The sequence below is a fragment of the Kitasatospora sp. NPDC059088 genome, assembly GCF_042738155.1.
Lineage (GTDB): Bacteria > Actinomycetota > Actinomycetes > Streptomycetales > Streptomycetaceae > Kitasatospora.
In genome coordinates this window covers 51,955-55,590 of the sequence record NZ_JBHYGR010000056.1, presented here as the reverse complement: position 1 = coordinate 55,590, position 3,636 = coordinate 51,955, and the positions used below count along the sequence as shown (strand labels likewise).

The window sequence follows — 3,636 nt, the reverse complement described above, 5'->3', positions numbered from 1 at the left end:
GTACGTCCAGTACGAGGCCGACTCGGGCGCACGCCCAGCCGGGCGCCCAACGCCGCGCGCTGATCTGCCAAGATCCGCCGGACAGGCCCTAGCGGCCGACGTACTTCGGCTTCTCCTTGGCGATGAAGGCGCGCACCGCGATCCGGTGGTCCTCGCTCTCCCCGGCCAGGGTCTGGAGTTCGTCCTCCTTGTCGAGCAGCTCGTCCAGCGAGTGCGAGGCGCCGTACGCCAGCGACTCCTTGACGGCGCCGTAGGCCACCGTCGGGCCCTCGGCCAGCTCGCGGGCGAAGACCCGTGCGGTGGCGGCGAGTTCGTCGCCCGGCACGACCTTGGTGGCCAGGCCCAGCTCCATCGCCTCGGCGGCCTTGACCGTGCGGGGCAGCATCAGCAGCTCGGTGGCCTTGGCGTGCCCGACCAGCCGGGGCAGCGTCCAGGACGCGCCGGAGTCGGCGGTCAGGGCGATCCCGGCGAAGGCGGTGTTGAAGCCGGCCCGGTCGGACAGGATCCGGAAGTCGCAGGCGAAGGCGAGCGAGGCGCCCGCGCCGGCCGCCACCCCGCCGACCGCGGCGACGGTCGGCTTGCGCATCCCGGCCAGCGCGCGGGTCAGCGGGTTGTAGTGCTCGGCGACGGTCCGCAGCGCGCCCTCGCCGGTCTCCTCGAAGCGCTTGAGCAGCGCCAGGTGCTCGTTCAGGTCCTGCCCGACGCAGAAGGCCCGCTCGCCCGCGCCGGTGAGCAGCACCGCGCGCACGGCCGGGTCCCCGGCGGCCTCTGTCACGGCGTCGCGCAGCGCGACCTTGGTGGCCACGTCCAGGGCGTTCATCGCCTCCGGGCGGTTGATGGTGATGACGGCGAGGCCGCCGTCCAGCTCGTAGAGCACGGAATCGGACATGGGTGAGGGCTCCCTCGACGATCGTCACGCGGGTGGTCGTGCCAGGATGCCGGAGCGGAGGGCGGACTGGGGAGTGTGAGGTATCGCACCTTCCGGTGCCGTCACCACCGCCGCCACGCCGGGGCTTTTGGTGCCGATTGCGGTGGTTGCTGCCGGTCCGGCCGTGGTTGCACCGAGAGTGATGTTGGTCATCAGGCCGTGGCATGCGGGATAATGGCTTCCGATCAATGCGTTCGATACCGGCGGTGGACGGACTGCCGGTGCGTAGCTGAGCGGTTGCAGGAAGGGGAACGAGCATGGCGGCCATGAAGCCGCGGACGGGTGACGGCCCGCTCGAAGTCACCAAAGAGGGGCGGGGCATCATCATGCGCGTTCCGCTCGAAGGCGGCGGACGTCTCGTGGTGGAGCTCACGCCTGACGAGGCCGACGCCCTGGGCGAGGCCCTGAAGAAGGCCTGCGGCTGACCGCAGCGCTCGCCGTCTCCTGGAGACGTACCGCCGGGCCCGGGCACGACGTCATGTCGGCCCGGGCCCGTGCGTTCTCCGGGGGCGGGGGCCCGGCGCCGTACGGCCGCTAGCGCTTCACGGCGCAGAGCAGCCCGTCCGAGACCGGCAGCAGCGCGGGCAGCAGGGCGTCGCTCTCCCGCACGTCCCGCACCAGGTCGCGCACCGCGCCGGTCTGCGGGTCCTGGTGGTCCGGCTCGGCGAGCCGGCCCTCCTGGAAGACCCCCTCGAAGCAGACCATCCCGCCCGGCCGCAGCAGCCGCAGCGACTCCAGCAGGTACTCCCGCGACTCGGCCGGGTCGCCGTCGCAGAACACCAGGTCGTACTGGCCGTCGGCGAGCCGGGGCAGCACCTCCAGGGCCCGGCCCGGTATGAACCGCGAGCGGTTGGCCGCGAACCCGGCCGCCTGGTAGGCCTCGCGGGCCAGTTGCTGGCGCACCGGCTCCGAGTCGACCGTGGTGAGCACGCCGTCCGGCCGCATCCCGCGCAGCAGGTAGACGCCGGAGACGCCGGTGCCGGTGCCGATCTCGGCCACCGCCTTGGCGTCCAGGGCGGCGGCCAGCAGCCGCAGGCAGGCCCCGCCGCTCGGCCCGATGGCCCGTATGCCGGTCCGCGCGGACTGGGCCCGGGCGTAGGTCAGCACGGCGTCCTCGCCCACGTAGGTGTCGGCGAGGGCCGCGCGCGCGGGCCCGAACTCGCTGATGGCTGCCTCTTTCGGAGCCCCGGGTGGCGGCCCGGTGCCGGAGCATGTCGATATTTCCTGCCACAGATTACTGGCCGGGCGGGAACCGCGTACGGCGGCGGGCCGTTGTCACTGACGACCGGGTGCGCAAGACCTCCCGGACACTTTTATCCGGGCTTGACGGGTGAGGTGGATATGGTGGTGGCCCTGCTGGGCAGAAGAGCCGACCGAGGAGGTGTGGCCGAGGGCGACGTCCCTGTGCGGCGGCACTCCCGCGGCACCGCGTCGGCCCGTACGCCGAAGCCCGTGATGAACCAGCCTGCGCACTCCGACCTGGACCAGCCCGCCGCCGCCACGCCGGCCGCCGGTACCGCCGAGGCCCCTGTCCTCGCGACCTTCGCCGAGGGTCCCGACTCGCAGAGCTGGACTCCGCCCACGTGGGAGGAGATCGTCGAGGCGCACAGCGCCCGCGTCTACCGCCTCGCGTACCGGCTGACGGGCAACCAGCACGACGCCGAGGACCTCACCCAGGAGGTCTTCGTCCGGGTGTTCCGTTCGTTGTCGACCTACACCCCCGGCACCTTCGAGGGCTGGCTGCACCGGATCACCACCAACCTGTTCCTGGACATGGTCCGCCGCCGCCAGCGCATCCGCTTCGACGCGCTCGGCGAGGACGCGGCCGAGCGGCTCGCCTCCCGCGAGCCCAGCCCGGCCCAGCACTTCAGCGACACCCACTTCGACGCCGACGTGCAGCAGGCCCTGGACACCCTCGCGCCGGAGTTCCGCGCCGCCGTGGTGCTCTGCGACATCGAGGGCCTCTCCTACGAGGAGATCGCCGCCACCCTGGGCGTCAAGCTCGGCACCGTCCGCAGCCGCATCCACCGCGGCCGCTCCCACCTGCGCGCCGCCCTCAAGCACCGCGCCCCCGGCTCGGCCCCGGGCCGCGAGCGCCGCGGCGGCTCGGAGGAGCCGGTGCCGGTCGGCGTCGCCGCCGAGGTCGCGACGGCGCCGGGCGGGCGCGGACGGAGGCGATCGTGAGCGGAACCGGCTGGTCCGGCCAGGACCGTTCGGATGCGTCCGACCGGTCCTCGGCCCGGCGGAGCTGGGCCCTTCCGGGCCGCCGCGGCGCCGCGGACCCGGTGGGCGGTGACCTCGGGGACCCTCTGCTGCCGACCGTCCCGCTGCCCGCCGACACGGCGCTGCGCGCGCTGCCCGTACGGCCCGCCGAGCCCGCGGCCGAGGAGCACCACCTGGGTGACCGGCTGTCCGCCTTCCTCGACGGCGAACTCGGCCACGACTCCCGCGAGCGGGTCCTGGCCCACCTGGCCACCTGTCCGCAGTGCAAGGCCGAGGCCGACGAGGGCCGGTCCGTCAAGCACCTGCTGACCCGCACCGACACCCCCGCCCCCTCCTCCGCGCTGATGGCCCGGCTGATGGCCGTCGGCAGCCTCCCCGAGGACGCCCCGGCGGACGCCGGCCGACGCCGCCGCCCGGGCCACGACGAACCACCCCGGGGCGGGGGGAACGCCACCGGGGCGCGGCGCGGGGGCCGGCGGAACCGC

At 74.2% G+C, this 3,636-nt stretch carries 5 protein-coding genes; 3 read left to right on the top strand and 2 right to left on the bottom strand.

All coding sequences use genetic code 11. The annotated features are described in order from the left end of the window. Positions 1-88: 88 nt before the first annotated feature. Positions 89-889 carry an enoyl-CoA hydratase-related protein gene (locus ACFWXO_RS24515; RefSeq protein WP_380409383.1) on the bottom strand — a complete coding sequence of 267 codons (801 nt, stop codon included), beginning with the start codon at positions 887-889 and terminating at the stop codon, positions 89-91. Between the two features lie 296 nt (positions 890-1,185). On the opposite strand from ACFWXO_RS24515, the gene ACFWXO_RS24510 reads away from it, so the two are divergent. After that, positions 1,186-1,353: a DUF3117 domain-containing protein gene (locus ACFWXO_RS24510; RefSeq protein WP_014137929.1), complete on the top strand. Its 168-nt coding sequence runs from the start codon at positions 1,186-1,188 to the stop codon at positions 1,351-1,353. A 109-nt stretch (positions 1,354-1,462) separates the two neighbouring features. Here the strand turns inward: ACFWXO_RS24510 and ACFWXO_RS24505 are convergent, their stop codons facing one another. Continuing rightward, the gene (locus ACFWXO_RS24505; protein ID WP_380409399.1) at positions 1,463-2,095 is read right to left on the bottom strand and encodes an O-methyltransferase; all 633 of its coding nucleotides are present in this window, start codon (positions 2,093-2,095) and stop codon (positions 1,463-1,465) included. Positions 2,096-2,383: 288 nt separating this feature from the next. On the opposite strand from ACFWXO_RS24505, the gene sigE reads away from it, so the two are divergent. Next, entirely contained in the window at positions 2,384-3,112 is a 729-nt protein-coding gene (sigE, locus tag ACFWXO_RS24500; protein WP_375884886.1) for an RNA polymerase sigma factor SigE, read from the top strand. Next, on the top strand, positions 3,109-3,636 hold a 528-nt coding region (locus tag ACFWXO_RS24495; protein ID WP_380525921.1), incomplete at its 3' end, for an anti-sigma factor family protein. The genes sigE and ACFWXO_RS24495, both read left to right, overlap by 4 nt.

What these genes read in the sequence shown, in the direction of transcription:
- ACFWXO_RS24515 (WP_380409383.1), bottom strand. Translation starts at nt 889, where the DNA reads ATGTCCGATTCCGTGCTCTACGAGCTGGACGGCGGCCTCGCCGTCATC.
- sigE (WP_375884886.1), top strand. Translation starts at nt 2,384, where the DNA reads ATGAACCAGCCTGCGCACTCCGACCTGGACCAGCCCGCCGCCGCCACG.
- ACFWXO_RS24510 (WP_014137929.1), top strand. Translation starts at nt 1,186, where the DNA reads ATGGCGGCCATGAAGCCGCGGACGGGTGACGGCCCGCTCGAAGTCACC.